This is a genomic window from Bradyrhizobium australiense, assembly GCF_013114825.1.
Lineage (GTDB): Bacteria > Pseudomonadota > Alphaproteobacteria > Rhizobiales > Xanthobacteraceae > Bradyrhizobium > Bradyrhizobium australiense.
Genome location: NZ_JAAVLX010000008.1, coordinates 96,595 through 121,811 on the forward strand (window position 1 = coordinate 96,595; position 25,217 = coordinate 121,811).

Here is a 25,217-nt window from a genome sequence, read left to right on the forward strand (position 1 = left end):
GCTCCATGTCTGATTGCTGCGCTGACGCTTACGGGCTGCCTGGCCCGGAGCGCGCAGGTCCCGGTCGTATCCGAAGGCGGTCTCGATGCCTGCCGTTGACGGTCAGCCGCTTCGTATCCTGCACGCAACGCGCGCGCCGGTCGGCGGCATTTTCCGCCATATCCTCGATCTCGCCAACGGGCAGGCCGACCGCGGTCATCACGTTGGCATCATCGCCGACAGCCTCACCGGCGGCGAACGCGCTGAGCAGGCGCTGGCGGAAATCGCCCCGCGCCTCAAGCTCGGTGTTCACCGCACCGCCATTCGCCGCGAGCCGCTGCCGAGCGATCTTTTGGTATGGGCCCGGTTCCAGCGCATGATCCGCCAACTGAAGCCCGACGTGCTGCACGGTCACGGCGCCAAGGCCGGCACCTTCATGCGTTTAGGAACCGCTTCCCGCGACAGGATCAGGGTCTACACCCCGCATGGCGGCTCGCTGCATTATCCGCTGTCGACGCTGAAGGGCGACATCTATGCCCGTGTCGAACGCGCGCTGATGAACGATACCGACCTGTTCCTGTTCGAAAGCGCGTTTGCTCGCAACACCTACCAGCGCACCATCGGCACGCCGAAGGGACTGGTGCGATGCGTGTTCAACGGCGTCACCGCCAGTGAATTCGATCCGATCGTCAAGGCCGAGGACTCAACCGACCTGATCTATGTCGGCGAGTTCCGGCACATCAAGGGCGCCGATCTTCTGATCGATGCGGTAGCCCGGCTGCGCGCCGACGGCTGTCCGGTGACGCTGACGCTCGCCGGCGACGGCGAGGAAAGCGAAGGCCTCAAAGCCCAGGTCGAGCGGCTCGGCCTCGGCGCGGCCGTGCGTTTCATCGGCCACGTCAAGGCGCGTTACGGCTTCTCCAAGGGCTCGCTGCTGGTGGTTCCCTCCCGCGGAGACTCGATGCCCTACGTCGTGATCGAGGCGGCCGCCGCCGGCATTCCGATGGTCGCCGCCAATGTCGGCGGCATCCCCGAGATTTTCGGCCCGCATGGCGATGCCTTGTTCGCGTCCAGCAACGCCGCGGCCATGGCCGATGCCATCGAAGCTGCGCTGAAGGATCCGGCCGCAACCAAAGAACGAGCCAAATCGCTGCGCGAACGAATCTTCCAACATTTTTCGCAGAAGGCGATGGTCGAAGGTGTTTTCGCCGGTTACCGCGACGCATTTGCCAATCGTTAACCGTTCTTTACACGTAACTGTTTCTTCCGAATTGTCCCGTAAGCCGTGGCGTGGGGAATTCCGCGCCGGCGGGCACGTTTCCTATGTGCCCGCTCAAGAACGGATGAGGACAGTGGAACCGATTAACGCACGCTCGATGCTCGATGCCGCTGCGATCGCCAGCGCCGATCGTCCGCCGGTCGAACGGCGGCGCAGGCTGTCTCCAGCGGCGCTCACCGTCACCAATCAGAAAGTTGGCCGCGCCTACTCGCCAATCGTGATCGCAGGCGTGGTTCGCGTGATCGATTTCGCGATGTTGAGCGCGATCGGCATCGCACTCTATTTCGGGTATGTCGCGCCTCTCAGAGGCTTTTCCTGGGAGTTTCTCGCGGCGATCTTCGGCGTGGCGGCAACGGCCGTAATCTGCTTCCAGGCCGCCGATATCTACCAGGTGCAGCTATTCCGTGGCCATCTTCGCCAGATGACGCGGATGGTTTCATCCTGGGCGTTCGTGTTCCTGCTGTTCGTCAGCGCATCCTTCATCGTCAAACTCGGCAGCGAAATTTCGCGGCTGTGGCTCACGGCGTTTTTCGTGAGCGGCCTCGCGGCGCTGGTGGCCGGGCGCTTGTTCCTGCGCTCGCTGGTGCGCGACTGGGCCCGTCAGGGCCGGCTCGATCGTCGCACCATCATCGTCGGCGCGGACCAGAGCGGCGAGCAACTCGTGCAGGCGCTCAAGACGCAGGATGATTCCGACATCCATGTGCTTGGCGTGTTCGACGACCGCAACGACGATCGCGCGATGGAGACCTGCGCCGGCAGCCCCAAGCTTGGCAAGGTCGACGACATCGTCGAATTCGCGCGTCGCACCCGCATCGATCTGGTGCTGTTCGCGCTACCGATTTCGGCCGAGACCCGCATTCTCGATATGCTGAAGAAGCTGTGGGTGCTTCCGGTCGATATCCGCCTTTCGGCCCATACCAATAAGCTGCGCTTCCGTCCTCGCTCCTATTCGTATCTTGGCGAGGTGCCTACCCTCGATGTGTTCGAGGCGCCGATCACCGACTGGGATCTGGTGATGAAGTGGCTGTTCGACCACGTCGTCGGCTTCGTGATCCTGGTGCTGGCAGTGCCGGTGATGGGGCTGGTCGCGCTCGCGGTCAAGCTCGACAGCCCCGGGCCGGTACTGTTCCGCCAGAAGCGGTTCGGCTTCAACAATGAGCGCATCGACGTCTTCAAGTTTCGCTCGATGTACCACCATCAGGCAGATCCGACCGCCTCCAAGGTGGTGACCAAAAACGATCCCCGCGTGACCCGCGTCGGGCGCTTCATCCGCAAGACCAGCCTCGACGAACTGCCCCAACTCTTCAACGTGGTGTTCAAGAGCAATTTATCGCTGGTCGGGCCGCGTCCGCATGCCGTGCAGGGCAAATTGCAAAGCCGGCTGTTCGATGAGGCCGTCGACGGCTATTTCGCGCGCCACCGCGTCAAGCCGGGGATCACCGGCTGGGCGCAGATCAACGGCTGGCGCGGCGAGGTCGATACCGACGAAAAGATCCAGAAGCGCGTCGAGTTCGATCTTTATTACATCGAGAACTGGTCGGTGCTGTTCGATCTCTACATTCTGCTCAAGACGCCGATCGCCCTGATGACCAAGAGCGAGAACGCGTATTGAGGGATCGCCAGCTGTCATTGCGAGCGAAGCGAAGCAAGCCATCGCGCAGCATCGGGAAAGATGGATTGCTTCGTCGCTATCGCTCCTCGCAATGACGCGGATAGTGACGCCGTAGTTAGTTGAGTTGCGTGAGTATGTGATGGCGTATGCGGCGACAGCCGGGGGCTCTCTACCATCGACGACGGCGGCGCCCGGCGTGCTCGCTCTGCAGCGCGCGCTGGTTTGGCTGGTCGGTGCATCCGGCGCCATCGTCTTCATCGAGCCGTCGCCGTATGAAATAGCAACGCTTGCCGCCTCGGTAATCTTCTTCGCAACGGGCCTGCGGATCCGGCTGGTATTCGTGCCGCTGCTGTTGCTGCTCTTTCTGCTCAACCTCGGCTACACCATCAGCTCGGTCGCGGTGTTTGACCGGCCCAATGTGCCGAACTGGATCGCGACCTCCTGGTACATGGCGGTCACGGTTGTGTTCTTCGCAATGGTAATCTCCGAGGATACCGCGGCACGGCTCGACATGTTCCGCCGCGGCCTCGTCATCGGCGCTGTGATCGCAGCGCTCGCCGGCATCGCGGGTTATTTCAATCTCGTCCCCGGCGGCCGCGACCTGCTGACGCTATACGACCGCGCCCGCGGCACTTTCAAAGACCCCAACGTGTTCGGCGCGTTCCTGATCCTGCCCGCGTTGTTCGCCCTGCAAAGCGTCGTTTCGGACAAGCTCGGCAAATCGCTCCGCAGCGCGATGGCGTTCGGCGTGATATCGCTGGCAATCCTGCTGGCATTTTCACGCGCCGCGTGGGGCGTGCTGATGTTGACCTCCGCGTTGATGCTGGCGCTGATGGTCCTGACGAGCCGCTCGCAGGCGCAGCGCTCGCGCATCATCGTGATGGCGCTGGTTACTGTCGTTCTGGCGGCCGCCCTCGTCGCGGTGCTGCTGTCGTTCGATTCGATTGCGGAGCTCTTCAAGCAGCGCGCCAGTTTCGACCAGAGTTATGACTCAGGCCGCTTCGGCCGTTTCGGCCGGCATCTTCTCGGTGCCGATATGGCGCTCGGGCTGCCGTTCGGCATCGGGCCGCTACAGTTCAACCGTTACTTCCCCGAAGATACCCATAATTCCTACCTGAACGCGTTCATGTCGGGCGGCTGGCTCTCCGGCGTCTGCTATCCGGCGCTGGTCTTCGTCACCATTTTGACGGGGTTCCGCTACGTCTTCGTGCGCGTGCCCTGGCAACTGGCCTATCTGGCAGTGTTCGCAGCCTTCCTCGGCACGGTCGGCGAGAGCTTCATCATCGATACCGACCATTGGCGGCACTTCTGGATGATGCTGGGGACGATGTGGGGCATGTTCGTCGCTGCCGAGCGCTGGAAGGCGGACGCCAATTCTGCGCTCAAGGTGCCCATCGCGTGCAGATCACGACGCGTGGGAGAGTAGGCGTGTAGGGTGGGCAAAGGGCGCGAAGTGCCGTGCCCACCATCGATCCGCGACGACTCCCAGATGCTGGGCACGCTTCCGCCTTCGCTCGTTGAGCTACGGCGGACAAGTCGTTTTTCCCATTCTACGATCCTGTGTCTGCGTATTACTTCTCCACCGTAAACGTCAGCCCCGCGTGATCAACCAACCGCTTGATCAGCTTGTGCTGCATCGCTGCGCCCGGCGTCCAGATGCCGGCCGGCACATCCGGCGTGTCGCGCAGCAAGCAGATCGCGCATTCCGAGATCATCTTCGACGTCGATCCATAGCCGGGATCGCGATCGCCCTTGACCGCGGCGCGAACTTGCCGGCCATCGGGCGCGATCGCAACGAACAGCAGATCGTAAAGACCATTCTCGCGTTCTTCCTTCGACGGTCCCTCGCCCGGCTTCGGTCCACCGGAGCTCATTTTCTCCGAGGTGTTCGCAGCAGCTATCGCCTTGGCTTTGGCCTCACCCTTTTCGCCGGCACCGGTCAGCATCATCTCGTCGTAGACAAACTCCTTGCCGTAAGGGAAGCCTCTCAGAAGATTGGAGCGATGCACGTTGCGGGTGTTGATCGTTGCCATCACGAAAGGCGTAGTCCAGGAATCGAGTTCCTGATCGAAGGCCGGCCTGTTGCCCGGCGGCTGTTTCGGGCCTTCGAAACCTGGCGTCAGCGCGAATGGGCTCCGCAGCAGCGCTATCATGCTCGGATCATTTGCTGCTGCGGCAAAGGTCGCCCGCATGCTGGCGGCTGTACCGCCGGAGAATGTGCCGCGCATATCGCGGACGCGGCCCTTCACCCGGTTGACGGACGCCCCAAACACCTTTCTGGCTTCCTCCTGCACGCAGAAGACTCCGAGTTCGAACGGCAGCGAATCGAAGCCGCAGGAAAATATGATCCGCGCGCCGCTGGATTTCGCCGTCGCCTCGTGCGCCTCAATCATCCGGCGCATCCAGACTGGCTCGCCGCAAAGATCAAAATAGTCGACGCCATCGGCAGCGCAGGCCGCGACAAGTTCGGAACCATAGAGCTGGTAAGGTCCAACGGTCGAGATAATCGACTTCGCCAGCCCAACCATCGCCTTCAGCGACGCCGGGTCAGCCGCATCCGCCACGATCAGCGGCGTGTCGGCCGGCGCGCCGATCGCGTCACGGACCGTGGCAAGCTTATCCTTGCTGCGGCCGGCCATTGCCCATTTGAGGCTGGCGTCACCCTTGTAATGCTCGGCGAGATATTCCGCGACGAGCTGGCCGGTGAAGCCGGTAGCGCCATAGACGACGATGTCGAATTTCGACGAAGACATATTCTCGTTCCCTGAAGTAATGACCGGGTCTTCTTGTCATTGCGAGCGAAGCGAAGCAATCCAGAAATCGGGCCGCGATGGAAGGCTGGATTGCTTCGTTCGCTTCGCTCCTCGCAATGACCGTTGGAGCTACCTCTTCCCGTAGGATACGCCCATTCCGGCGCGCACGTCGGCCTGGATGCCGTAGGGCGCGATCGGATAGCGAAGGCCGTTCTTCGCGAGCTGCTTCATGCCCACAATGGCCTTGCCAAGATGCTCAGGCTTGAGCGCCATCAGCATCTCCTCGTCGGGCACCCCGCCGTAACGGCGCTCGGCAAAGCACGGCAGCGACAGGCTCGGCTCACCAGTCTTCAGCGCCCTGCCCCAGGAATCGGCGCACGCCGTCTCGCCGACCACGCCCCACTCAAACTTCTTGTAGCCGGTGTATTGCAGGCCATTGATCAGAATGATCATCTGCCCCGGCGTGGCGTAGACCAGGCAGACATCCGGCGGATTGAGCCGGCCGCTGGTGAGCGGGCTAACCGCCATTGCCTGATATTGGCCGAAAGGCACAACGTCGAGCGCCTCCTGGCGTTTGCGTGCGTCTTCGGCGGTGCCGTGCCAGACGCCGACGTAATTTTCCCCGGCGAGCCACTTCTCGTCCTGCGGCGCCAGCCCAATCACCGCGCGACACTGTGCGCCCACCAGATCCTCACCCGTGATGCCGACGGTCCAGCCGAGCCGCGAGGCCATGCTGACGATCTGGTCGGTGGTATGCACTGCCGACGGACGGCGGATTTTTGGGATCGAGGTCATCTCTTCGACGCTGGCAAACATCTTGATGCCGATCACGGTTGTCTTCAGCCGAAGCAGGCTGTTGAGGTCGGCCACCATCCCGGCCAAGTCGAACGCTTCGGGCGGCGTTTGTTGTTGCATGGCGTCAACTCCCTAATCGGCGAACCCGCGCCTGTTGGGTGATTGTAGTCCGGCTTCCGATCGGCTTCTACTTCGGCGCGGGCCCCGGCAGCAGTTCGTCGATCTTGCCGGTGGCGCGGTAGGCGATCAGGCCCATCCATTCGCGCACAGCGAGGTCGGTCCGTCCCAACCCATCGATCGCGATATTGGTAAAGTCAAATACGTCGCCGCGTCCGCCGACCCGCCAGTCCACGGGATAAGGTTCGACCGCAAATCCCGCCTTCCGGAACAGGCCGATCGATCGCGGCATATGGAAGGCCGAGGTCACCAACAGCCAGCGCTCGCCTTCCTTGGGCGCAAGCAGCGCCTTCGAAAACTCTGCGTTCTCCTGCGTGTTTCGCGAAGCCCGTTCCATGATCAGCCGCGATTTGTCGATGCCGAGGCTTTCGAAAATGGCGCCGGCGAAATCGGCTTCCCTGGCATCGTTCGAAATCAGGTTCGCACTGCCGCCGGAGAAAACAATGCGCGCTTTTGGGTAGCGGTATGCCAGCGCGGCAGCCGCGATCAGGCGATCGGGCGAACTGCGCACCACCGGCGTGCCGTGCGCAGCGGAGAGATCGGCTTCGATCGAGGCACCGAGCACGATGATGCCATCAGGCGCGCCGCGCGCACCGTCCCACGGCGGAAAGCGCTGCTCCAACGGATAAAGCAAGAGATTCCCGAGCGGCGACAGCCCGCAAATGACCAGCAGCAGAACGGCTGCGATCACCAGCTTGCGGCCGAGCGATGCAAAGCGCGTAAACATCAGAATGGCGCCGACGAAGCCCATGCCGATCAGCAGATTCGTCGGCAACAGCAGAAAGCCGAGCGTCTTGGAGAGGACAAAAAACAAGGGAAGCCTCATGAACAAGCAAACTCGTCATACGCGGGCTTGCCGCCTTCGCCAAGGCTTCGGCGGCCGAGTGAACTCGTGGCCCGGCGAAGCCTTGGCCGAGACGGGACCCGCGTATCCATCTTTCTTCGAGAAAATTTTCTCAAGAAGATGGATTGCCGGGTCAAGCCCGGCAATTACGGATCCGAGACAACATCGACATCTCGCTTTACTCAAGGCACACTTGCGGCTCCCGTGTGGAAGCCTCCTCATGCCGCATCATCACCTGCATTCCAGCCCCGAAACCTGCCACTGGGGCTTCTTCGAAGCCAAATTGAAGCCCGTGCTGACCATTGCGAGCGGCGATGAAGTCACTGTCGACACCGTGAGCGGCGGTCCCGAGATGGTGCCGGACCGGAGCCGGTTTCACGTACCGCCCGAGCTCACCGATATTCACGCCCGAATGCAGCAGCTACTGCAAGGTCACATCCTGACAGGTCCCATCGCCATCGATGGCGCCGAGCCTGGCGACGTGCTGGAGGTCGACATTCTCGATGTCCAGCTTCGGCAGGATTGGGGCTGGAACCTGATACGCCCACTGGCCGGCACCCTACCCGACGATTTCCATGAGACCCGGATCCTGAACATTCCGCTCGACCGCGATCGCATGGTCGGCCGGATGCCATGGGGGCTCGACCTGCCGTTGGCGCCGTTCTTCGGTGTGATGGGCGTGGCGCCGCCGCCCGCCTGGGGCCGCATCACCTCGCTGATCCCGCGCGCGATGGGCGGCAATCTCGACAACAAGGAATTGGTCGCCGGCGCCAAACTGTATCTGCCCGTGTTCGTGCCGGGCGCGCTGTTCTCCTGCGGCGATGGCCACGGCGTGCAGGGCGATGGCGAAGTCTGCGTCACCGCGATTGAAACCGCGCTGCAGGGCCGCTTCCGCCTGACGCTGCGCAAGGACCTTCGGCTCGCCTATCCGCGCGCGGAAACGCCAACACATTACATGACCATGGCGATGGACCCCGATCTCGATCAATGCGTGGTGCGGGCGCTGCGCGACATGATCGTGCTGCTCGGCGAAAAGCGCAATCTGTCGCGCGAGGATGCCTACACGCTCTGCAGCCTCGCCGCCGATTTGCGCGTGACGCAAACGGTGAACGGCTCCAAGGGCATTCACTGCATGATCGCGAAGGCGGTCGTGCACGGCTGATCGAACGACCTGCGGCTCTTCAAAAAGGAGAGCGCAGCTTCAGCCTGGCGTGAAACAACACGCTGGTTTTCCCGACCAATGCGGTCCCCTGCACCTGCGCGCCGTCGGTGGCGTACGATCCGCTGAAGCCGCAAGTGACTTCGCGGCCGCCGAACAGCGGCAGGCTGCCGGCCGATTTCGTGTGCTCGTTGGTGATCAGTTCGCCGCGCCATTTGCCACGATCCGCGGTGTATGCGCCCGTGTAATAGAAGTACGAGTCACCGCCGGCGATCTTGCCGTCATGCAGCACAATCACGCCGTGCGCGCGGCCGTGGCCGCCGTCCGTCATCTCGATCTGGATGGTGTAGAGGCCGTTTGTTACCGTCATTGCGCCCTGGCCATCGTCCCCGGACATCATCGGCATTCCCTGCAGCGCGAAGCAATCAGGAAATAGCCGCACGGCTGGATCGTTTCGCCGCGCCTGTAACCGCCGTTAGGGCCGCCGCGCGCTGCGCATCCGCGGGCATTCAGCCAATCCACAAACCCGACTGCGGCTTTTAATACGTTTTTTCAAGTGGATAGACAGCTATCCACAAGCCGTTTGACTCCTGTGTGCAAAACTAAATAGAGTCGAAATAGTAACTTTTCAGTACATCGTTTAAAAGTTAGCGTTCCCCATGGCTACAGAAAAGGCCGAAACCGACCGCGTTCCCGTGACCTTGGCGCTCTCGACCATCGCGTATCTCGAAAGACTGGTGAGACAGGGCACCCACGGCACAAGCGTTCCCGGCGTTGCGAGGACCCTGATCGAGGAAGGCATTCGGCTCGCCATCAAGGATGGGCTGCTTGCAATCCGCGACAATGGGAAAACGTCCTGACGGGAAGCAGCGCGGCGGTTTTCACAGAATGTGGAACCGAGAAAATGCTTACGAATATACCGACCTGGACCACCGATCGCGTCGAACTCCTGAAAAGCCATTTTGAAGCCGGCCTCACCTGTCGCGAGATCGCCGCCAGCATCGGCGTCAGCCGCAACGCCGTGATCGGCAAACTCTCCCGCCTTCAATTGACGCGCGGTCCCGCCCCGGCCGAACCGCGTCCGACCAAGGCCGCCCGGGAACGTTCGCGGAAATCGATCCCCAGACTGCAGTACCGGATATTACAGGCCGTCTACGAAAACGCGCAGCCGCTGCAGGAAGAACCGATCGCGAGCGACCAGCGCTGCTCGCTGCTTGAACTCAGCAATGAAAGATGCCGCTGGCCGATCAACACGCCAGGGGCTGAGGACTTCTGCTTTTGCGGCAATACGCCGGTAGAAGGCATGCCCTATTGCTCAGGGCATACCCGCCTCGCCTACCGTCCGGGTTCGCGTCAGCGCGTTGCACGGGGATAGCGAGTCCAGTTGCCGTGAATACGCATCAAAAAGCGGAGCTTCGGTTCTGATTCCATCAGAACCGATCGGCCACTACCCGAGCCGCCAGCCGACCTCTTCCGTAAAGCTCTTGTAGAACTCCGGCGTGTAGGCCTTTTCCGGGGCCTGCCGCACCCGCTCGTCGAGCTTCTGGGCGTCGTCGCCGACGAGGATACGCCAGCGCCCGGCCTTGACGCCCTCGAGGATGATCTTTGCCGCAGCCGCCGCCGTGGTCGGCGCTTCCTCACGGAAGGTGCGCGCGCGATCGAGCGCGATCTGTTGGATGTCGTCGTCCGACATCGGCTCGGTGTCGATGCCCATGCCGTTCAGGCGCTGCCGCGTTGCCAGAATTTCGTTCGGGCTTAACTCCTCCGATGCCGTCCCGCTCTGAATCTTGCGCGAATTGGAAACAATCGAGGTGCCGATATGCCCGGGCATCACGACGGAGCACTTGATGTGCGGGGCGTTGAGCCGCAGATCGGTCATCAACGCTTCGGTAAAGCCTTTCACCGCGAACTTGGCCGCGCTGTAGGCTGTGTGCGAGGCACCCGGGCCAACGGATGCCCAGAAACCGTTAACGCTCGATGTGTTGATGATGTGCGCCTCGTCGGCCTTCATCATAAGCGGCAGAAAAGTGCGGACGCCGAGATAGACGCCGCCCCAGCAGATGTTGAAGGTGCGCTCCCACTGTTCGCGCGTGTTGGTGAACAGGCTGCCGCCGCCGCCGATGCCGGCATTGTTGAACAACAGATGGATCTTGTCGGTCGTCTGCTGCTCGGTCAATTCGTCGCGGAAGCGCTGGAGATGAGCCTCGATCGAGACGTCGGCGACATGGGTGGTGATGCGCAGGCCTTGCGGCAGCCTTTCCGCCTCGCAGAGCCGCTTGGTCTCGGCCATGGCTTCCGGCGAGACATCGCACATCGCGACATTACAGCCTTCGGCGACGAGCTGGCGCGCGAGTTCGCGGCCCATTCCCGTGCCGCCCCCGGTGATCACGGCGAACTTTCCGGCAAAATCCTTCATTGAGACGCTTACCTCTGTTTAATTTTGAGTTGGGCCCTCGTAGGAATGGAGCCGGTGCGGAAGGACAGTAACAGGCGGGAGCTACCGGTAAAGCCGCCCGCGAGACGGGCAATTCGATTGCCTCGCAGGCGTTTTCGCCCAGCGGAATTTACTCTGCGGCTTCCTGCGAGCCGCCAACCGCGCCCAGGCCCTCCAGCGCCTTCCGTATAGCGGCCTGTTGCGCGGGCGATGCTTCCGGCATCGGCGCGCGGGAGAATGTCGGAGGTAATCCCTGCAACGACTGCACATAACGCGTGCACGCCGGCAGATTGTCCGAGACGATCGCGTTCCACAGCGTCAGCAGTTTCCTGTGCAGCTCCAGTGCGCGAATGTGATTTCCCGCCTTGACCGCATTCCAGAGTTCGACGGAAGCATGCGGCGCGGCGCTCAGGATCGCCGCGATCGAACCGTGGGCGCCGAGCGTATAGGACGGATACATCAGCGCATCGACGGCGCTGTAGATTAATTTGTCGGGTGCCATCACCATGAGATCGGCAAACAGTTTCAGATCGCCCGCGCTCTGCTTGACGCCGACGACCAGCGGCACCTCGTTCATGATTCGCGTCAGCAGCGCCGGCGAGAGGTACGACCACGGCACGACGTTGTAGATGATGATCGGCATGCCGGTTTCGTCCGCCATGCAGCGGAAGTGATCGACCATCGCCTGCTCGTCCGGCTTGAACAGATAGTGCACCGGCGTCACCTGAAGTGCTGCGACATCCATGTCGCACACCAGCCTGCCGCGCCGGATAGCGTCACGGGTGGAATCGACGATGATGCCGGCGATGACGGGCGCACGCCCTCTCGCCGCTTCCACCGTTGCTGCCACCAGATCGCGATATTCTTCATGATCGAGCGTATGCCCCTCCCCGGTCGAACCGCCGGCCGCCATGCCATGGCTGCCGGCACCGATCAGCCACTCGACCTGGGGGGCCACGAGTTTAAGGTCGATCTCGCCATCTTTGCGAAATGGCGTGGTCATCGGCGGTATCACGCCGGTCGGACATGTTTTCATGGGCCTACTCTCGCTGTTTCCATCCGTTGCGTGCGGGCGTTTCCCCCGCTTTCGCAAACAAGCGTACCGAAGGTCGCAATGGCGATCCAGTTGCGGAATTGACACGGCAGAGTAGCGGAAACGCCGCGTCTTGCACATGCGCTTGGTTCTCAACGGCGGATCACATCGCTCGTTCCCGGCGGCCTTTCGGCCGGTTGAGACAACCTATTGAATGTCGGGCGCAGCGTTCCAACGTCAGCGTTGGCGGTCAGATCGACGACGACGCATTGCGAGCCCATGCAGGGCGCGCTTCACACATTATGGGCTGATCTTCTCGGGTCATCGCTTGCAGATGTCGCGGGTTGCTTGCTCGCTGCGCATGACCTGCATTATTTCGGCGGGAGCAAAACTGCCGAAATCGGCGCCGACAAGCGTACCATAGCGACGGTGGTTCTTGAGCATGAGCAGCAAGCGATCGCTGACATTTTCGATGACGCGTGCGTCGCTGGCCGATATCGCCGGCTTGCCTGCGGATGCGCCGGTCTGCTTCGCGTAGGCAAAGAACTTCGTGGTGGCCTCTACTGCCGCTGCGCGGTTATCGGGATCGCAGAGTTCGCGATCGTCCAGCGCGTAAATGCAGCTCGCCAACTCTCCCCATGTGTTGGCCAGATTAAGTGTCTGGCTTTCGGACCAGCGGTCTGACTTGCCAAGCATAGCGGAAACCTTCGCCTGCATACTGCCGGCCTTCAGGACGAAGTACGCCGCGCTCGGCTCCATTTTGGCGTCCGGACCGAGGTCCATCACTTTGAAGATACAGCTTCGCACGACCGGCGCGGTTTCCGGCCGACCGATACGATTGGTGTCGGCGAACATTGAAACGCTTGGTCCGCCCGAGAACAGGCCTTGCACCAGATTAGATATTTTAGGCGCCCAGATCCACCCGCCGACCACAAGGAAGCCGCCGATAAAGGCAATGACCGGCGTGCGGATGAGACGGAAAATTTCACCGGCCAATTTCAAACTCCTGGCACTAGGCCCTCGGGCAATTGTCGCTCGTGCCGTTGTACCGATCGAACATCGGTTTCATCGCCGCGGGCACGGTCCAGCCGAAATCGGCCTTGATCAGCCGGCCATTACCAGTGTCCATCATCAGTGCGGCATTGATCGCGCGGTTGCGTGGACTGTCCCAGAGATCCCTGACCGTCGACATTTCGGATTCGCCATATCGCTTCGCGGTATTCATCATCTCATCGAACTTCGCAAAATAGCGATTGATGTAATCGATGATGTAGGCGCGATTGTTCCGCTCGCAGATCGCGTTCGGGTGCGTGACGAGATAGCAGTTCAGCGCCGCCGTCATCTCTTTCGCCCGGTCGAGGTCTCGCCAATCGACGCGATGCTTATCGGTCGAAAGCTTCGGGAGCTGCCCATCCCTTTCGGGCTGTTCAAGCGCGGGGTAACACGCCGCGCGTATCTTGGCCTCTCTCCATTCGCCCATGCGTTCGCCGGCCGGCAGGTAATCCCCGGAGTGGCCCAGGACAAAATAGTTGATCAGGTTCACGCCCAGAAATATGCCGCCGAGAACAAAGGCTACACGCACCAAGAAATTCATGACCCCACGCACCTGCAGAGGTTGCAATCCACCCTATATAGCGGCGTCCAGATATGCCGAGAAGGTTGCTGTCGGTTCGATCTGCCGGTTGGGTTAAGCCGAACTTACTTCCCGGAAATTGCCCGCATCCCAGGACGCCGCGCGTCTCCGGGCCGTTGAGGGTATCGCGGCGCGCGTCGGACAATTTTTCCTGAGCCCAGGACGGCGCAGGTGTCGAGCTTGGTGGGTCATGAAAGCTGCGGGGAAATGTTCACGGCCCGCGTAGCTTGAACCTCAAGCCCGCGGCAGCGACCTACATACCGGCGGCAGTATGAATAAAATGAACAGGAGGTCGCCGTGACCCAGTGGCGCGATACCATGGTCGATCGACCGGAAGCGGATGGTGCGGCCTATTTGACGGGCTGGACAGTCAGCGGAATAGCTGTGCTGGGAGCCATTGTTGCCGTCTGGGTTCTCGGCATCTAGCAGCGATCAAAATCGCCAGCCGTGAAAGAAAAATGAATGGTCGGAGCGAAAGGATTTGAACCTTCGACCCCTAGTCTCCCAGACTAGTGCGCTAACCGGGCTGCGCCACGCTCCGATGCCGTTCCATTAGCTGCGATCCGCCCCCGGCGCAAGGCACGAACGGCCTCCATTGATGCTGCAGCGGGTCAGTTCCCGCCCTCGCCCCATCCCGCTCAGCCGTCCTTCATCGCATTATCCAGCAATTGCTTGCAGGCGATCAGGTCCTGCAGCACCCGCTCCAGGCGCTCGCGGTCGGCATCCGATGGCCCCGGCTTGCCCTTGGCAAATGGCAACAAAATGCCGTCGTCGTCGGTGTCGACGAAGCGGTAGTCGATTTCCTTTTCTTCGGTCTCGTAGTCCTCGTCGTCGGCTTCGACGGTCGGGATCTCGCCCTCATCGGGCTCCTGCAGGCTGAGACCGATCGCTTCCTCGACCGCGCCGAAGGTGACCGCCGAGGTCTGGTCGGCAAGGCCCTGCACCGATTTGATGCCGTGCTCTTTCAGGATCCGCTGCACGCCGCGGATCGTATAGCCCTCGCCGTAGAGCAGGCGGCGGATGCCCTTGAGCAGGTCAACGTCGTCGGGGCGGTAGTAACGCCGCCCGCCGCTTCGCTTCATCGGCTTGATCTGGGCGAACCGCGTCTCCCAGAACCGCAGCACGTGCTGGGGAATATCGAGCTCTTCAGCGACTTCGCTGATGGTGCGGAACGCATCCGGCGCCTTGTCCAAATGCCTGCTCCTCTCAACTCATCTTGTTGGTGAAGACGCGGTACTCGCCTTGCTACTCGGCCGTGTTACTCGGTCTCGCTAAACGGTCTTTGTTAATCGGTCTTGCTTTCGCCGTTGCCGGGCGCGTGTCCATTGATCCGTTGCTTCAGAATAGCCGACGGCTTGAACACCATCACGCGACGCGGCGAGATCGGCACTTCGGTACCGGTCTTCGGGTTACGTCCGATCCGCTGACCCTTCTTGCGCACCATGAAGGAGCCGAACGACGACAATTTCACCGTCTCGCCCTTCTCCAGGCAATCAGTGATTTCTTTCAAAACGAGTTCGACAAACGCTGAAGATTCCGTTCGCGACAGGCCCACCTTCTGGTAGACCGCCTCGCACAAATCAACGCGTGTGACTGTTTTTCCGGTCCCGGTCATCGCCTGCCCCGCACTCTCGGCGAACAATTTATTCTCTGAAATTATGAGGTTAGCACGCAATGGTCAACAGCGACCATCATGCAGAAGCATGGAACAGCACTACAATTTTAGACGGTACTTTTGCGCTTGCGCTACCAGCGCACAAGCGCGGAACCCCAGGTGAAGCCGCCGCCCATGGCTTCGAACAGCACCAGATCGCCTTTCTTGACGCGCCCGTCCTTGACCGCGCTGGCGAGCGCCAGCGGGATTGAGGCAGCCGACGTGTTGCCGTGCTGATCCACAGTCAAGACCACCTTCTGCGGTGCAATATGAAGCTTGTGCGCTGAAGCATCGATGATTCGCTTGTTGGCCTGGTGCGGGATGAACCAGTCGATGTCCTCGGCCGTCATGCCGGTCGCATTGAAGGCATCCACGATCACATCCGTGATCATGCCGACCGCGTGCTTGAATACTTCGCGGCCTTCCATCCGGAGATGACCGACGGTCTGGGTGGTCGAAGGCCCGCCGTCCACGAATAGCTTTGCCTTGTGCCGGCCGTCGGAGCGCAGATGGGTCGTGAGCACGCCGCGATCGGACGATGAGCCCGGCTGGTCCTGCGCCTCTAGCACGACCGCGCCGGCGCCATCGCCGAACAGCACGCAGGTGCCGCGGTCGTTCCAGTCGAGAATGCGCGAGAATGTCTCCGCGCCGATCACCAGCGCGCGCTTGTAGGCGCCGGAGCGCAGGAAATTGTCGGCCGTGGCGAGCGCGAAAACGAAGCCGGAGCACACCGCCTGCAGATCGAAGGCGGCGCCGTGATGGATGCCAAGCCCGTTCTGGACCGCGACCGCAGTGGCCGGAAAGGTGTTATCCGGTGTCGAGGTCGCCAGCACGATCAGGTCGATCGCCTGGGCGTGGAGGCCGGCATGTTCCAGCGCCGCTCGCGCGGCGTTGATCGCCAGGTGCGAGGTGAACTCGCCTTCGGCCGCGATGTGCCGCTCCCGAATGCCGGTACGCTGAACGATCCACTCGTCCGAAGTGTCGATTCGGGCCGCCAGTTCGGCATTGGTCAGCACCTTCTGCGGCAGGTAAGAGCCGCAGCCCAGCACCACCGAACGTTTCACAGTCACGAGACATCCTCCGGCGCGGTGTGCGCTTGAGCCAGCGCACTTCCGTCGCGATTAAGCATCTGATTGATCTTGGTGAGGAGATCGCAGCGGACCATCTCATAGCCAACATCGACTGCGTAGGCAAAGCCTTCGGCGCTGATTCCGCCATGGCTTTTGACCACCACGCCTTTCAAACCGAGCAGCACACCGCCATTGGATTTGTTCGGGTCGAGCTTGTCCCGCAGCGCCTTGAACGCGCTGCGGGCGAACAGGTAACCGATCCGGGACAGCCAACTGCTCGCCATGGCTTGGCGCAGGAAGTCCGCCATTTGGCGCGCGGTCCCCTCCGCGGCCTTCAACGCGATGTTGCCGCTAAAACCTTCCGACACGATCACATCGGCCGCGCCCTGCCCGATCCCGTCGCCCTCGACGAAGCCGATATAATTGAGCTGCGACGCGCGCAGCAGCTCGGCGGCCTCGCGGATCTCCTCGTGGCCCTTGATCTCCTCGACCCCGATGTTGAGGAGGCCGACAGTCGGCCGTTCGCGGTTCAACAGCACGCTTGCCATTGCGCTGCCCATCACCGCCAGTGCCACGAGATGGTGCGCGTCGCCGCCGATCGTGGCGCCGAGGTCGAGCACGACGGAATCGCCGCGCGCCGTCGGCCACACGCCGGCAATGGCCGGACGATCGATCCCTTGCATGGTGTGCAGATGGAAACGCGCCATCGCCATCAGCGCGCCGGTGTTGCCCGCGGAGACCGCGACATGGGCCTCGCCCTTCTTCACGGCGTCGATCGCAAGCCACATCGACGAGGTCTTGCGGCCGCGGCGCAGCGCCTGGCTCGGTTTGTCGTGCATGCTCACGGTGACGTCGGTATGAATGACACGCGACGCCTTTTTCAGCGCCGGATAATTGGCGAGCTGCTCGTCAATCTGCTTGCTGTCGCCGTAGAGCAGGAATTCGCTGTCGGGATGCCGTTGCAACGAGATTGCGGCGCCGGGAATGACGACCGATGCGCCGACATCGCCACCCATGGCGTCAAGCGCGATTCGAACCTTTTGCGGCATGAACGTCCCGGAAACCTGATCTCTTGCGGCCCTCGTCGAGCCCGGCCGCGCACTGGAATGGCACCGTTAAACGGTGCTCGGCGAAATGCGAACCCGCGCCTCCGCCGGGCCGCGACAATAGCGTGTCCCCGTCCCGACACAACCTCTTGACCACGCTCTTTTGGTAAAAGCGAAGCGGTGTGGCCCGAAATCGAGAATAAGAAATATATTCAAATAATTCAATATCTTATTGAGGATTCCTGGCGAGATATCGCAATTGCCTCAACCCGAATGCGGCTTCGTAGACCACTTTAACTGCCGGCTACTTGCCTTTGGGCTTCCTGGTGCCGGATTTCTTCGGTGCTGTCTTCAACACCTTGAGCGCCGCGAACGGGTGATCTTCGGGATCGGCGGCTTCAACCATCGGCTCAAATACGGCGCCGGGCTTGCGCGGATATGGGTCGACCGCGAGATACAATGCGTCGGTGGCAACCCTGCCGAGATCGATCATGCCGTTCTCGATCGGCTCGGGCGGGTCGGGCGTCAATTCATCGCTCTTCTCGGCCTCATCGACCAATGCGGCCATCTGAGGGATCTGCTCGGGCGGCGCGAAGATCAGATCGATCGGCTCGTCGATGTCACTCTCGATTTCTTCCAGCGTCACCACGCAGGTCTGCCCGATCCGCGCCCGCACATAGCCGGCCACATGGACGCGGCCGCCGCTCTTTGGCGTCACGTCGAAGGAAGCCTGCGCCGACAGCACCTCGCGCAGGCCGCCGACATCGGCCACCGCTTTGCGGATGGCCTGATCGGCCTCGATGTCGCGATGCAGGCCCGTCTCGGCGATCTGTGCGACCGCTACCGGAACACGCCACGGGGTCTCTATACCAGTCTTGCTCATAGCTACGCGTCCGCTTTCTCCGGCGAGGGAAATTTGCCCCGGCCGCTCATCAACGTCGCCTCGTCGAGGCTGTCGAGGGCTACCATTGCCGTCTCGACATAGGCGGCAAGCGGCCGGGCCTTTTCGATGTTCTCGCCGTTCAGGATATTCTTGCATATCGCCTGCGCCAGTGCCTCACGGCCCTCGGTCTGCGCAAGGTCATAGGCCGCGGTCCGGCCGTAGAAGGCTTCGCCGAAAGCCTGCATGCGCTTCGGTACCGTGAAGTCTCCGACCCCCATCTCGCGCAGATTATCGTCCATATCGTTGCAAAAATAGTCGAATAGCCCCTGCGACAGGGCCGTGCCGCCCTCCGCCGAATTCAGCCGCCGCAGGACCAGCCACAAGTGCAGCAGAAGCAGGTCAAAACGGCCGTTAACCGTGTCCGGAACCCCAAAGTCCCGATAAAACAACGGTTCTCGCGCCTGCGTCACGATCATGCCATAGATGGCCTCGATGGTGCCGCGCGACGGCGTCCGGGGTTTCCTGAAGTGATTGAACGGCCAAAGCATTGTGGGTTCCGCAAGCGAGCCCTCCCGGGCCGCGCATGTTGCAATCAAGCGTGCTGCCCGGTACGTCAACGCACCGCGCGATGCAAGAGGACGGGTAAATTCCTGAGATGACCGAAACGAGCCACCTGAGCGCCTGCGCGCCCTCGCCGCGCCGCCAGATCGCGCGCAGGCGCGGCTTTCGTGCGGCTGCGGCCGTCGCACTGGTTTGCGCGGCGCTCGGCGGATGCACCGGCGAGCAGTTCCAGAAGGGCTATATCCTGCCGCCCAATGCCCTCGAGCAAATTCCGATCGGCGCCAGCCAGGATCAGGTTCTGATCGTGATGGGAACGCCATCGACGGTCGCGACCTTGAACGGCGAGGTATTTTATTACATCTCGCAGCGCTCCGAGCGCAAAGTCGCTTTCATGAATCAGCAGGTCGTCGACCAGCGCGTGATCGCGATCTATTTCGACAAGAACCGCCAGGTGACGCGGCTCGCCAATTACGGATTGCAGGACGGCAAGATCTTCGACTTCATCAGCCGCACCACGCCGACGTCCGGTCAGGAACTCAGTTATCTGACGCCGCTGTTCAAGCTACTCAGCTTTAACTAGCGCCTGATCGGTTCTGATTGAATCAGAACCAAGCTCCGCACTTTGTCTTCGCGTTTTCGTTACGCGAACCGCATCCACTTCGCTCGAAAACGCCATGGCGACTTAGCCTGTTCCGCGAGGCGGAAAACCTGTGCCAAGTCGTCCGCTTGCCCTGCATGCGCACGTTGCCTAGGCTCGCTGCCAATCAATAACGATTCAGCAGGGAGTGAACTTGTGACGATTAGAACTTTTTCTCGCCGCCGCGTTTTGACCGGGGCCGCAGGCATTTCCGCCGCGGCGATCTTGCCGCGCTCGAGCTTTGGCTCCGACTGGCGCCCTACCGAGACCGTGCGTCTCATCGTGCCGGCAGCGGCCGGCGGCAGCACTGACGTGATGGGACGGCTGTTGGCCGCACATCTGCAGACCGCGTGGGGCCAGTCGGCGGTCGTGGAAAACCGCTCCGGCGGCGGCGGCACCATCGGTACCGCCGAAGTCGTGCGAGGCAGAGCAGATGGCCATGTCATCCTGGTCGGCAATCCCGGTCCGAATGCGATCGCCTACAGCATCTTCCGCAACATGACCTACAAGGCCGACCAGCTGCAGCCGGTCAGCAACATGATCCGGATTCCGAACATCGTGTCGGCGCACCCGTCGACCGGCATCAAGTCGATCCCCGACCTGATCGCCTACATCAAGGCTAACCCGGACAAGCTGACCTACGCCTCTTCCGGCGTCGGGCAGAGCCCTCACCTCACCGGCGCCTGGTTCCTGCAGCTCACCGGGTTGAAGATGGTGCACGTGCCGTTCCGCGGCGCTGGCCCCGCGCTGCAGGCGGCGCTGGCCGGCGACATCCAGATCCTGTTCGACAATCTCTACCCGACGCTGCCGCAGACCCAGGAAGGCAAACTCAACGCGCTTTGCGTGACGACGCCCGAGCGCAGCCCGGCGGCGCCGAACATCCCGACCATGCGCGAGGCCGCGCCCGAACTTTCGAAGTTCGACGTCTCCTCGTGGTTTGGCATCTTCCTGCCGAAGGCTGCTCCCGCCCCCGTCGTTGATGCGCTCAACAAGGAGATCAAGGCGATGCTGGCGCGCGACGAGGTGAAGAAGACGATCGGCAATATGGGCGCGACTGCCGACTGGGGCACGCCGCAGCAGTTCTCCGACTTCGTGCAGGCCGAGACGGCAAAATTCGCCGAAATCATCAAGCGCGAAGGTTTGCAGATGGACGTGAATTAAGTTGGAGAATCTGTAGCCCGGATGAGCATAGCGACATCCGGGACTTCCCTCCCACAATGCAGAGAGGCCCCCGGATTTCGCTCCGCTCATCCGGGCTACAAAACAAAAACCCCGCGGCTCGCACCGCGGGGTTTTCGTTTGGTTAGCTTCTTGCCAGCTCAGTGCGCCAGGATCGCCAGCAGCAACAGCGCCACGATGTTGGTGATCTTGATCATCGGGTTGACGGCGGGACCCGCCGTATCCTTGTAGGGATCGCCTACGGTGTCGCCGGTCACGGCTGCCTTGTGAGCGTCCGAGCCCTTGCCGCCGAAGTGGCCGTCCTCGATGTACTTCTTGGCGTTGTCCCAGGCGCCGCCACCCGAGGTCATCGAAATCGCGACGAACAGCCCGGTCACGATCACCCCGAGCAGCATGGCGCCGACGGCGGAAAATGCCGCCGACTTGCCGGCTGCACCGCCACCCGCAATCGCGTAAATCGCGAAATAGACGAAGATCGGCGACAACACCGGCAGCAGTGACGGAACGATCATTTCCTTGATCGCTGCCTTCGTCAGCAGGTCGACGGCCTTGCCGTAGTCCGGCTTGTCGGTGCCCTGCATGATGCCGGGCTTCTCGCGGAACTGGCGCCGCACTTCCTCGACGATCGCGCCGGCCGCACGGCCGACTGCGGTCATGCCCATCGCGCCGAACAGATACGGCAGCAGGCCGCCGAACAAGAGGCCTACCACGACATAGGGGTTGTTCAGCGAGAAGTCCGGCAGAACACCCTGGAAGTACGGATGCTTCGGAGCGTTGGCGATAAAGAACTTGAGGTCTTCATTGTAGGCTGCGAACAGCACCAGCGCGCCGAGACCGGCGGAGCCGATCGCGTAGCCTTTGGTGACCGCCTTGGTGGTGTTGCCGACCGCATCCAGCGCGTCGGTCGATTTGCGGACCTCCTTCGGAAGGCCCGCCATTTCGGCAATGCCGCCGGCGTTGTCTGTAACCGGACCGAAGGCATCGAGGGCCACGATCATGCCGGCCAGCGCAAGCATGGTCGTGGTCGCAATCGCGATGCCGAACAGGCCGGCAAGGCTGTAGGTGACGAGGATGCCGGCGATGATGACGATGGCGGGCATCGCGGTCGACTCCATCGAGATCGCCAGACCCTGGATCACGTTGGTACCATGGCCGGTGACCGAAGACGAGGCGATCGACTTCACCGGGCGAAAGTCGGTGCCAGTGTAGTATTCGGTGATCCAGATGATCAGGCCGGTAACGACGAGTCCGACGATGCCGCACCAGACCAATGTCAGTCCGGTGAACGACGCGCTGCCTGCGCGGAGCGGTGTGTCGAAACCGATCAGCCAGTAGACGGCGGCTGCAACGCCGACCAGCGACAGCACGCCGGTCGCGATCAGGCCCTTGTACAGCGCGCCCATGATCGACTGGCTGGTGCCGAGCTTGACGAAGAAGGTGCCGATGATCGAGGTGATGATGCACACGCCGCCGATGGCGAGCGGCAGGGTCATCATGTTCACCAGCAGCGGCGAAGTCGCGAAGAAGATCGCGGCGAGCACCATGGTGGCGACCGCGGTCACCGCATAGGTCTCGAACAGGTCGGCCGCCATGCCGGCGCAGTCACCGACATTGTCACCGACGTTGTCGGCGATCGTCGCCGGGTTGCGCGGATCGTCTTCGGGAATGCCAGCTTCAACCTTGCCGACGAGATCGCCACCGACGTCGGCGCCTTTGGTGAAGATGCCGCCGCCGAGACGGGCGAAGATCGAGATCAGCGAGGCGCCGAAGCCGAGCGCCACCAGCGCGTCGACGACGACGCGGTCGTTGGCCTTCAGCCCCATGATCTGGGTGAGATAGGCGAAGTAGATGGTGACGCCGAGCAGCGCGAGACCGGCCACGAGGAGACCGGTGATCGCACCCGCCTTGAAGGCCAGTTCAAGGCCGCCGGCGAGCGAGGTGGTCGCGGCCTGCGCGGTGCGCACATTGGCGCGGACCGAGACGTTCATGCCGATGAATCCGGCAGCGCCCGACAGCACCGCGCCGATCAGGAAGCCGATCGCAACCAGCATGCCGAGGAAATACGCCAGCAGCGCGAAGATCACGACGCCGACCATGCCGATCGTCATGTATTGGCGGCGCAGATAGGCCTGCGCGCCTTCGGCGACAGCCGCCGCGATTTCCTGCATGCGCGGATTGCCGGCGTCCGATTTCAGAACGGAAGACGTGGCCCAGATGGCGTAGACAATCGAAAGCGCTCCGCAGAGCACAATCACCCACAATGCTGTCATTGAATTTGCCTCAGTTTTTTGTTCGTTCCACCCCCGCGCCGTCGCCGCGGTCGCGGCGGACGCATAAAAAGGAGGCCTTCCCTGCCCAGAAGGGCGGCCTCAAATCGGGCGGGACCATGCCAAAATCGCCCCTCCGGCGCAATGTCACCGAGGGCGAAAACCGTCGATTTTTGAAAGGAATCACCGGGGAATACATCCGGCCATTGCCGCCTGGCGGCGTCGGGCACCGGGCCTGCCCCAAAATACAAAAGCCCGCTCAATCCGAGGGATCAAGCGGGCTCACGAGCCATTCCAGTACATCCGTGAAACGACCGTTTCGAAGCTTTAGACCAGCGACAGGTTTTCCGCGCTTACCTTGCCCCGCATCTTGTCGGTCTTGAGTTCGAACTGAACCTTCTGACCTTCGGCCAGCCCGCCAAGGCCGGCGCGCTCGACGGCGGAAATGTGCACGAACACATCCTTGCTGCCATCGCTCGGCTCAATGAAACCGAAACCCTTTTGACCGTTGAACCACTTCACCGTTCCCGTAGCCATTTTCTCTTCTCCAAAGCACATAGGCTTTTCATTCCGCACGGCGATCGCACGGATTCAAATCCAATCTCGACGATGTCTCTGGAAAGAAGCCCCATGGGGCGCGTTCAACAAGGCACGGCGGCAATCGAATACGCCACAACCTATAGGTTTTCAGCGAAATTGCAATGGCTGGGAAGAAATAAAGCCGACCGCATCATGCGACGCCTTTAAAAATGGCTATAGGACAGCCGTTCCAGCGCGATTTCCTTGCCCTCCTTGCCGACGAACTTCGGAACTGAACTCCCCGCGACGATCGTTCCGATGGAACTAAGCGCAACCCCTGCGCGCTGCGCGGCAGCTTCGAAGGCTTCAACACGCCCTTCCGGGATCGTACACAGGATCTCGTAATCGTCGCCACCGGCGATCAATGTCTCAGGTCCGACAATGCCGCGCGACACCAACCCCCGCGCTGCGTCGGACAACGGCACCTGCTCCAGACCGATCACGGCGGATACGCCCGATACACCGCAGAGCTTTGTCAGATCGCCGGCCAAACCATCCGATACATCCATTGAAGCACTGGCGTATTCGCGAACGATCTCAGCCAGGGTCAGGCGCGGTTGCGGGACGCGATAGCGCCCGACCAGAATTTCCCGCGCGGCTGTATCGGTGGCGGCGTGAATCTTCCCTCCCTTCAGGATGGCAAGCCCCAGCGTGGCGTCGCCGATCGTGCCCGTCACCATCACGCGCTCGCCGGGTTTGGCGCCGCTGCGATGCACCATTTTGCCAGGCGGCACGCGGCCGAACGCGGTGACTGAAATCATCAACGGTCCCGGCGTCGATACGGTATCGCCGCCGAGCAGCGGACAACCGAACAGTGCGGCGTCCTCGCCGAGCGCGGCCGCGAACGGTTTTAGCCAACCCTCATCCGCGCGGCGCAACGCCAATGTCAGCACGAAGCCGGCCGGCGTTGCACCTTTCGCCGCGAGATCGCTGAGGTTCACCCGCAGCGCCTTGCGCGCGACGGTGTCGGGCGGATCGTCGGCCAGGAAATGCACGCCCTCGATGATCGCATCCGTCGTCACCACGATATCATCACCGTTCGGCTTCAACCCCGCGGCGTCGTCGTCGAGATTGAAGGCACCGGGGTCGGTTGCAAGCGGCCGGAAGTAGCGCGCGATCAGCGAGTCCTCGCCGGACGCTGGTTTGCCGCTAGCCACGCGCGAACTCGTCCGGGCGGAACTGGCGCGCGATCTGGTCGAGCACGGCGTTCACCATGCCGGTCTCGTCCTTTTCGACGAAGGCATGCGCAACGTCGACATATTCGGATACGACCACGCGGCCCGGCACGTCCTTGCGGTGCTCGAGCTCATAGGAGCCGGCGCGCAGCACCGCGCGCAAAATCGCGTCAATCCGCTTCAATGGCCAGCCCTTCTGCAGCGCATCGTCGATCAGGGGATCGAGCCTGGCCTGGTCGCGGACCACGCCCGCCACCACGTCGCGGAAGAAGGCGGCTTCCGCCGGCAGGTATTTCTCGCCCTCGACCTCATTGCCGAGCCAGTGGCTTTCGAATTCAGCGAAGATGTCGTTGATGCCCGCACCCGCGATGTCCATCTGGTACAGCGCCTGCACCGCGGCGAGGCGCGCCGCGCCACGGCGGTTGGCTTTCTTGTCGGGAGCTTTGGCGGGCTTCTTCTCTGCCATGG

27 protein-coding genes and 1 tRNA gene are annotated in these 25,217 nt (G+C 62.0%); 9 read left to right on the forward strand and 19 right to left on the reverse strand.

The window, feature by feature from the left end:
* Nucleotides 1-85 precede the first annotated feature (85 nt).
* The 3 genes from HCN58_RS24480 to HCN58_RS24490 all read left to right on the forward strand — a co-directional run bounded on the left by HCN58_RS24480 (nt 86) and on the right by HCN58_RS24490 (nt 4,296).
* Nucleotides 86-1,219, forward strand: coding sequence for a glycosyltransferase family 4 protein (locus HCN58_RS24480; RefSeq protein ID WP_171581950.1), 1,134 nt, complete (start codon nt 86-88; stop codon nt 1,217-1,219).
* 112 nt (nt 1,220-1,331) lie between these two features.
* Nucleotides 1,332-2,870, forward strand: a complete 1,539-nt coding sequence (locus HCN58_RS24485; RefSeq protein WP_171581951.1) for an undecaprenyl-phosphate glucose phosphotransferase — start codon at nt 1,332-1,334, stop codon at nt 2,868-2,870.
* Nucleotides 2,871-3,009: 139 nt separating this feature from the next.
* A complete protein-coding gene (locus HCN58_RS24490) occupies nt 3,010-4,296 on the forward strand; it encodes an O-antigen ligase family protein (RefSeq protein WP_171581952.1) in 1,287 nt (428 codons plus the stop codon).
* 145 nt (nt 4,297-4,441) lie between these two features.
* On the opposite strand, the gene HCN58_RS24495 is transcribed toward HCN58_RS24490, so the two are convergent.
* From HCN58_RS24495 to HCN58_RS24505, 3 genes are all read right to left on the reverse strand, one after another.
* Complete coding sequence (locus tag HCN58_RS24495) at nt 4,442-5,623, reverse strand: saccharopine dehydrogenase family protein (protein WP_171581953.1); 1,182 nt, start codon at nt 5,621-5,623, stop codon at nt 4,442-4,444.
* Nucleotides 5,624-5,752: 129 nt separating this feature from the next.
* On the reverse strand, nt 5,753-6,538 hold the full coding sequence (locus HCN58_RS24500; protein WP_171581954.1) for a DUF169 domain-containing protein: 786 nt from the start codon (nt 6,536-6,538) through the stop codon (nt 5,753-5,755).
* Nucleotides 6,539-6,605: 67 nt separating this feature from the next.
* Nucleotides 6,606-7,409: a YdcF family protein gene (locus HCN58_RS24505; RefSeq protein ID WP_171581955.1), complete on the reverse strand. Its 804-nt coding sequence runs from the start codon at nt 7,407-7,409 to the stop codon at nt 6,606-6,608.
* A gap of 250 nt (nt 7,410-7,659) precedes the next feature.
* Here HCN58_RS24505 and HCN58_RS24510 point away from each other — a divergent pair, with 250 nt between their 5' ends.
* Nucleotides 7,660-8,601: an acetamidase/formamidase family protein gene (locus tag HCN58_RS24510; RefSeq protein WP_171581956.1), complete on the forward strand. Its 942-nt coding sequence runs from the start codon at nt 7,660-7,662 to the stop codon at nt 8,599-8,601.
* 19 nt (nt 8,602-8,620) lie between these two features.
* On the opposite strand, the gene HCN58_RS24515 is transcribed toward HCN58_RS24510, so the two are convergent.
* Nucleotides 8,621-9,004, reverse strand: coding sequence for a GrlR family regulatory protein (locus HCN58_RS24515; protein WP_171581957.1), 384 nt, complete (start codon nt 9,002-9,004; stop codon nt 8,621-8,623).
* Nucleotides 9,005-9,257: 253 nt separating this feature from the next.
* Between HCN58_RS24515 and HCN58_RS24520 the strand changes: the two genes are divergently transcribed.
* Nucleotides 9,258-9,458: a hypothetical protein gene (locus tag HCN58_RS24520; protein ID WP_171581958.1), complete on the forward strand. Its 201-nt coding sequence runs from the start codon at nt 9,258-9,260 to the stop codon at nt 9,456-9,458.
* A 44-nt stretch (nt 9,459-9,502) separates the two neighbouring features.
* Nucleotides 9,503-9,973 carry a GcrA family cell cycle regulator gene (locus HCN58_RS24525; protein WP_171581959.1) on the forward strand — a complete coding sequence of 157 codons (471 nt, stop codon included), beginning with the start codon at nt 9,503-9,505 and terminating at the stop codon, nt 9,971-9,973.
* A 72-nt stretch (nt 9,974-10,045) separates the two neighbouring features.
* Here HCN58_RS24525 and HCN58_RS24530 read toward each other — a convergent pair whose 3' ends face one another.
* The 4 genes from HCN58_RS24530 to HCN58_RS24545 all read right to left on the reverse strand — a co-directional run bounded on the left by HCN58_RS24530 (nt 10,046) and on the right by HCN58_RS24545 (nt 13,647).
* A complete protein-coding gene (locus HCN58_RS24530; protein WP_171581960.1) occupies nt 10,046-11,014 on the reverse strand; it encodes an SDR family oxidoreductase in 969 nt (322 codons plus the stop codon).
* Between the two features lie 148 nt (nt 11,015-11,162).
* Nucleotides 11,163-12,068: a dihydrodipicolinate synthase family protein gene (locus tag HCN58_RS24535; RefSeq protein ID WP_171581961.1), complete on the reverse strand. Its 906-nt coding sequence runs from the start codon at nt 12,066-12,068 to the stop codon at nt 11,163-11,165.
* Nucleotides 12,069-12,386: 318 nt separating this feature from the next.
* Nucleotides 12,387-13,061 carry a hypothetical protein gene (locus tag HCN58_RS24540; RefSeq protein WP_171581962.1) on the reverse strand — a complete coding sequence of 225 codons (675 nt, stop codon included), beginning with the start codon at nt 13,059-13,061 and terminating at the stop codon, nt 12,387-12,389.
* 16 nt (nt 13,062-13,077) lie between these two features.
* Nucleotides 13,078-13,647 carry a hypothetical protein gene (locus tag HCN58_RS24545; RefSeq protein ID WP_171581963.1) on the reverse strand — a complete coding sequence of 190 codons (570 nt, stop codon included), beginning with the start codon at nt 13,645-13,647 and terminating at the stop codon, nt 13,078-13,080.
* Nucleotides 13,648-13,995: 348 nt separating this feature from the next.
* Here HCN58_RS24545 and HCN58_RS36820 point away from each other — a divergent pair, with 348 nt between their 5' ends.
* On the forward strand, nt 13,996-14,124 hold the full coding sequence (locus HCN58_RS36820; RefSeq protein ID WP_283814625.1) for a hypothetical protein: 129 nt from the start codon (nt 13,996-13,998) through the stop codon (nt 14,122-14,124).
* Nucleotides 14,125-14,161: 37 nt separating this feature from the next.
* On the opposite strand, the gene HCN58_RS24550 is transcribed toward HCN58_RS36820, so the two are convergent.
* From HCN58_RS24550 to HCN58_RS24580, 7 genes are all read right to left on the reverse strand, one after another.
* Nucleotides 14,162-14,239, reverse strand: a tRNA-Pro gene (locus HCN58_RS24550).
* 97 nt (nt 14,240-14,336) lie between these two features.
* On the reverse strand, nt 14,337-14,891 hold the full coding sequence (locus HCN58_RS24555; protein ID WP_171581964.1) for a MerR family transcriptional regulator: 555 nt from the start codon (nt 14,889-14,891) through the stop codon (nt 14,337-14,339).
* A 92-nt stretch (nt 14,892-14,983) separates the two neighbouring features.
* Nucleotides 14,984-15,313 carry an integration host factor subunit alpha gene (locus HCN58_RS24560; RefSeq protein WP_057845762.1) on the reverse strand — a complete coding sequence of 110 codons (330 nt, stop codon included), beginning with the start codon at nt 15,311-15,313 and terminating at the stop codon, nt 14,984-14,986.
* Nucleotides 15,314-15,444: 131 nt separating this feature from the next.
* Nucleotides 15,445-16,422 carry a beta-ketoacyl-ACP synthase III gene (locus HCN58_RS24565; RefSeq protein WP_171581965.1) on the reverse strand — a complete coding sequence of 326 codons (978 nt, stop codon included), beginning with the start codon at nt 16,420-16,422 and terminating at the stop codon, nt 15,445-15,447.
* Complete coding sequence (gene plsX, locus HCN58_RS24570) at nt 16,419-17,471, reverse strand: phosphate acyltransferase PlsX (protein ID WP_171581966.1); 1,053 nt, start codon at nt 17,469-17,471, stop codon at nt 16,419-16,421. The genes HCN58_RS24565 and plsX overlap by 4 nt, the downstream gene beginning before the upstream one ends.
* 301 nt (nt 17,472-17,772) lie before the next feature.
* Entirely contained in the window at nt 17,773-18,351 is a 579-nt protein-coding gene (locus tag HCN58_RS24575) for a YceD family protein (protein WP_171581967.1), read from the reverse strand.
* A gap of 2 nt (nt 18,352-18,353) precedes the next feature.
* Nucleotides 18,354-18,899 (reverse strand): ubiquinol-cytochrome C chaperone family protein, encoded by a 546-nt coding sequence (locus HCN58_RS24580; RefSeq protein WP_171581968.1) that lies wholly within the window; start codon nt 18,897-18,899, stop codon nt 18,354-18,356.
* Nucleotides 18,900-19,006: 107 nt separating this feature from the next.
* On the opposite strand from HCN58_RS24580, the gene HCN58_RS24585 reads away from it, so the two are divergent.
* Both HCN58_RS24585 and HCN58_RS24590 read left to right on the forward strand, forming a co-directional pair.
* Nucleotides 19,007-19,492, forward strand: a complete 486-nt coding sequence (locus HCN58_RS24585) for an outer membrane protein assembly factor BamE (RefSeq protein ID WP_171581969.1) — start codon at nt 19,007-19,009, stop codon at nt 19,490-19,492.
* Nucleotides 19,493-19,705: 213 nt separating this feature from the next.
* The gene (locus tag HCN58_RS24590; RefSeq protein WP_311966859.1) at nt 19,706-20,710 is read left to right on the forward strand and encodes a Bug family tripartite tricarboxylate transporter substrate binding protein; all 1,005 of its coding nucleotides are present in this window, start codon (nt 19,706-19,708) and stop codon (nt 20,708-20,710) included.
* A gap of 158 nt (nt 20,711-20,868) precedes the next feature.
* On the opposite strand, the gene HCN58_RS24595 is transcribed toward HCN58_RS24590, so the two are convergent.
* From HCN58_RS24595 to nusB, 4 genes are all read right to left on the reverse strand, one after another.
* The gene (locus HCN58_RS24595) at nt 20,869-22,998 is read right to left on the reverse strand and encodes a sodium-translocating pyrophosphatase (protein WP_171581970.1); all 2,130 of its coding nucleotides are present in this window, start codon (nt 22,996-22,998) and stop codon (nt 20,869-20,871) included.
* 324 nt (nt 22,999-23,322) lie between these two features.
* Complete coding sequence (locus tag HCN58_RS24600; protein ID WP_028345703.1) at nt 23,323-23,532, reverse strand: cold-shock protein; 210 nt, start codon at nt 23,530-23,532, stop codon at nt 23,323-23,325.
* Between the two features lie 206 nt (nt 23,533-23,738).
* A complete protein-coding gene (gene thiL, locus HCN58_RS24605) occupies nt 23,739-24,731 on the reverse strand; it encodes a thiamine-phosphate kinase (protein WP_171581971.1) in 993 nt (330 codons plus the stop codon).
* Nucleotides 24,724-25,215, reverse strand: coding sequence for a transcription antitermination factor NusB (gene nusB, locus HCN58_RS24610; protein WP_171581972.1), 492 nt, complete (start codon nt 25,213-25,215; stop codon nt 24,724-24,726). The genes thiL and nusB overlap by 8 nt, the downstream gene beginning before the upstream one ends.
* Nucleotides 25,216-25,217 lie beyond the last annotated feature (2 nt).

Excerpts from the sequence above, each read along its gene's own strand:
- HCN58_RS24480 (WP_171581950.1), top strand. The coding sequence starts at position 86 with ATGCCTGCCGTTGACGGTCAGCCGCTTCGTATCCTGCACGCAACGCGC.
- HCN58_RS24490 (WP_171581952.1), top strand. The coding sequence starts at position 3,010 with ATGGCGTATGCGGCGACAGCCGGGGGCTCTCTACCATCGACGACGGCG.
- HCN58_RS24495 (WP_171581953.1), bottom strand. The coding sequence starts at position 5,623 with ATGTCTTCGTCGAAATTCGACATCGTCGTCTATGGCGCTACCGGCTTC.
- HCN58_RS24500 (WP_171581954.1), bottom strand. The coding sequence starts at position 6,538 with ATGCAACAACAAACGCCGCCCGAAGCGTTCGACTTGGCCGGGATGGTG.
- HCN58_RS24510 (WP_171581956.1), top strand. The coding sequence starts at position 7,660 with ATGCCGCATCATCACCTGCATTCCAGCCCCGAAACCTGCCACTGGGGC.
- HCN58_RS24515 (WP_171581957.1), bottom strand. The coding sequence starts at position 9,004 with ATGCCGATGATGTCCGGGGACGATGGCCAGGGCGCAATGACGGTAACA.
- HCN58_RS24520 (WP_171581958.1), top strand. The coding sequence starts at position 9,258 with ATGGCTACAGAAAAGGCCGAAACCGACCGCGTTCCCGTGACCTTGGCG.
- HCN58_RS24525 (WP_171581959.1), top strand. The coding sequence starts at position 9,503 with ATGCTTACGAATATACCGACCTGGACCACCGATCGCGTCGAACTCCTG.
- HCN58_RS24530 (WP_171581960.1), bottom strand. The coding sequence starts at position 11,014 with ATGAAGGATTTTGCCGGAAAGTTCGCCGTGATCACCGGGGGCGGCACG.
- HCN58_RS24535 (WP_171581961.1), bottom strand. The coding sequence starts at position 12,068 with ATGAAAACATGTCCGACCGGCGTGATACCGCCGATGACCACGCCATTT.
- HCN58_RS24560 (WP_057845762.1), bottom strand. The coding sequence starts at position 15,313 with ATGACCGGGACCGGAAAAACAGTCACACGCGTTGATTTGTGCGAGGCG.
- plsX (WP_171581966.1), bottom strand. The coding sequence starts at position 17,471 with ATGCCGCAAAAGGTTCGAATCGCGCTTGACGCCATGGGTGGCGATGTC.
- HCN58_RS24575 (WP_171581967.1), bottom strand. The coding sequence starts at position 18,351 with ATGAGCAAGACTGGTATAGAGACCCCGTGGCGTGTTCCGGTAGCGGTC.
- HCN58_RS24580 (WP_171581968.1), bottom strand. The coding sequence starts at position 18,899 with ATGCTTTGGCCGTTCAATCACTTCAGGAAACCCCGGACGCCGTCGCGC.
- HCN58_RS24585 (WP_171581969.1), top strand. The coding sequence starts at position 19,007 with ATGACCGAAACGAGCCACCTGAGCGCCTGCGCGCCCTCGCCGCGCCGC.
- HCN58_RS24595 (WP_171581970.1), bottom strand. The coding sequence starts at position 22,998 with ATGACAGCATTGTGGGTGATTGTGCTCTGCGGAGCGCTTTCGATTGTC.
- HCN58_RS24600 (WP_028345703.1), bottom strand. The coding sequence starts at position 23,532 with ATGGCTACGGGAACGGTGAAGTGGTTCAACGGTCAAAAGGGTTTCGGT.
- nusB (WP_171581972.1), bottom strand. The coding sequence starts at position 25,215 with ATGGCAGAGAAGAAGCCCGCCAAAGCTCCCGACAAGAAAGCCAACCGC.